Genomic DNA, 1,544 nt, shown 5'->3' with positions numbered 1-1,544 from the left:
GATCAGCGCGGCGTTGAGCTCATGACGGCGCCCGCTCAGCAGCTTCACCAGCGTCCAGGTGATAAAGCCGAAGGCGATGCCGTTAGCGATCGAGTAGGTCAGCGGCATGGTCAACGCGGTAACGGTCACCGGCGCGGCGGTAGTGATATCTTTCCAGTCGATCTCCGCCAGGCCGGAGGTCATCAGCACGGCGATAAACAGTAGCGCGGGCGCGGTAGCGTAGACCGGTACGCTGGAGGCGAGCGGCGCGAAGAACAGGCTCAGCAGAAACAGCGCGGCGACGACAACCGCCGTCAGCCCGGTGCGGCCGCCAGCGCTGACGCCCGCCGCCGATTCGATATAGCTGGTGGTGGTGGAGGTGCCCAGCAGCGAGCCAAACAGCGCGGCGGCGCTGTCTGCGATCAGCGCTTTGCCCATTTTTGGGATATTACCCTGCTCGTCCGCCAGCCCGGCGCGTTTCGTCACGCCGATCAGCGTCCCGGAGTTATCGAAGACATCGACAAACAGGAAGGCGAAGATCACACCCACCAGCGAAATATCGAGCGCGCCTTTGATATCAAGCTGCATAAAGGTCGGCGCGATAGAGGGCGGCGCAGAAAAGACGCCCGCAAAGGGCGACAGACCGAGCGCCATTGAGAGAAAAGTTACCGCCAGAATGCCGATCAGCACTGCGCCGGTTACGCGCCGCGCTTCCAGCACCACGATGATGATAAAGCCCAGCATCGCCAGCAGCGGGCCGGGCTTCGTGAGGTCGCCGATGCCCACCAGCGTCGCCGGATTGCCGATCACGATGCCTGCACCCTGCAGGGCGATGATCGCCAGAAACAGGCCGATGCCCGCCGCGATGCCGGATCGCAGCGGCAGCGGAATGCTGGCGATGATCCATTCACGGATTTTAAAAATGGAGAGCGCAAAAAAGATCAGCGCCGACAGAAATACCGCGCCCAGCGCGATCTGCCATGTGTAGCCCATATGCAGCACGACGGTATAGGTAAAAAAGGCGTTCAGCCCCATGCCCGGCGCCAGCGCAATAGGATAATTAGCGATCAGTCCCATTAGCAGCGATCCGATTGCCGCCGCCAGGCAGGTCGCGACGAATACCGCGCCTTTGTCCATTCCGGTGGCGCTGAGAATGGTGGGGTTAACAAACAGGATATAGGCCATCGCCAGGAAGGTGGTGAAACCGGCTATTACTTCGGTGCGCACCGTGGTGTTGTGTGCTTTTAATTGAAATAGTTTTTCTGGCATGCTGCTTCTCTCGTAGCGTTAGCGTGGTCACTTGCGTGAGGTTTCTCTTGCCGAAATAAAAGGAATAAGAGCATTCCTGATTAGCAAGCGCTATGCCACAGCTGTCGCCCTGCCTTGCCCTTTGTCACGCCGTTCACCTTACAGAGACCCTGCACCACAACAAGGCCCCCAAAATGCGCATTGCACTAAAATGGAGAACAACCTATGCCGCCGAAGCAAATCTTACTACAGCAGCGGGTTCCATCCTCTCTTATACGTCTGGCGGCTTATTCGCAGCTAAAAGCGCACGGTAGCTT

1 protein-coding gene is annotated in these 1,544 nt (G+C 58.8%); it reads right to left on the bottom strand.

The window, feature by feature from the left end:
• A partial coding sequence (locus tag MYY08_RS03225) for an NCS2 family permease (protein ID WP_288013113.1) occupies positions 1–1,248 on the bottom strand: 1,248 nt, incomplete at its 3' end.
• Positions 1,249–1,544 lie beyond the last annotated feature (296 nt).

The sequence above is a fragment of the Mixta sp. genome (assembly GCF_024610815.1).
GTDB classification, from domain to species: domain Bacteria; phylum Pseudomonadota; class Gammaproteobacteria; order Enterobacterales; family Enterobacteriaceae; genus Mixta; species Mixta calida.
The sequence above is the reverse complement of the archived record's forward strand: the minus strand, read 5'-3'. Positions and strand labels throughout refer to the sequence as shown.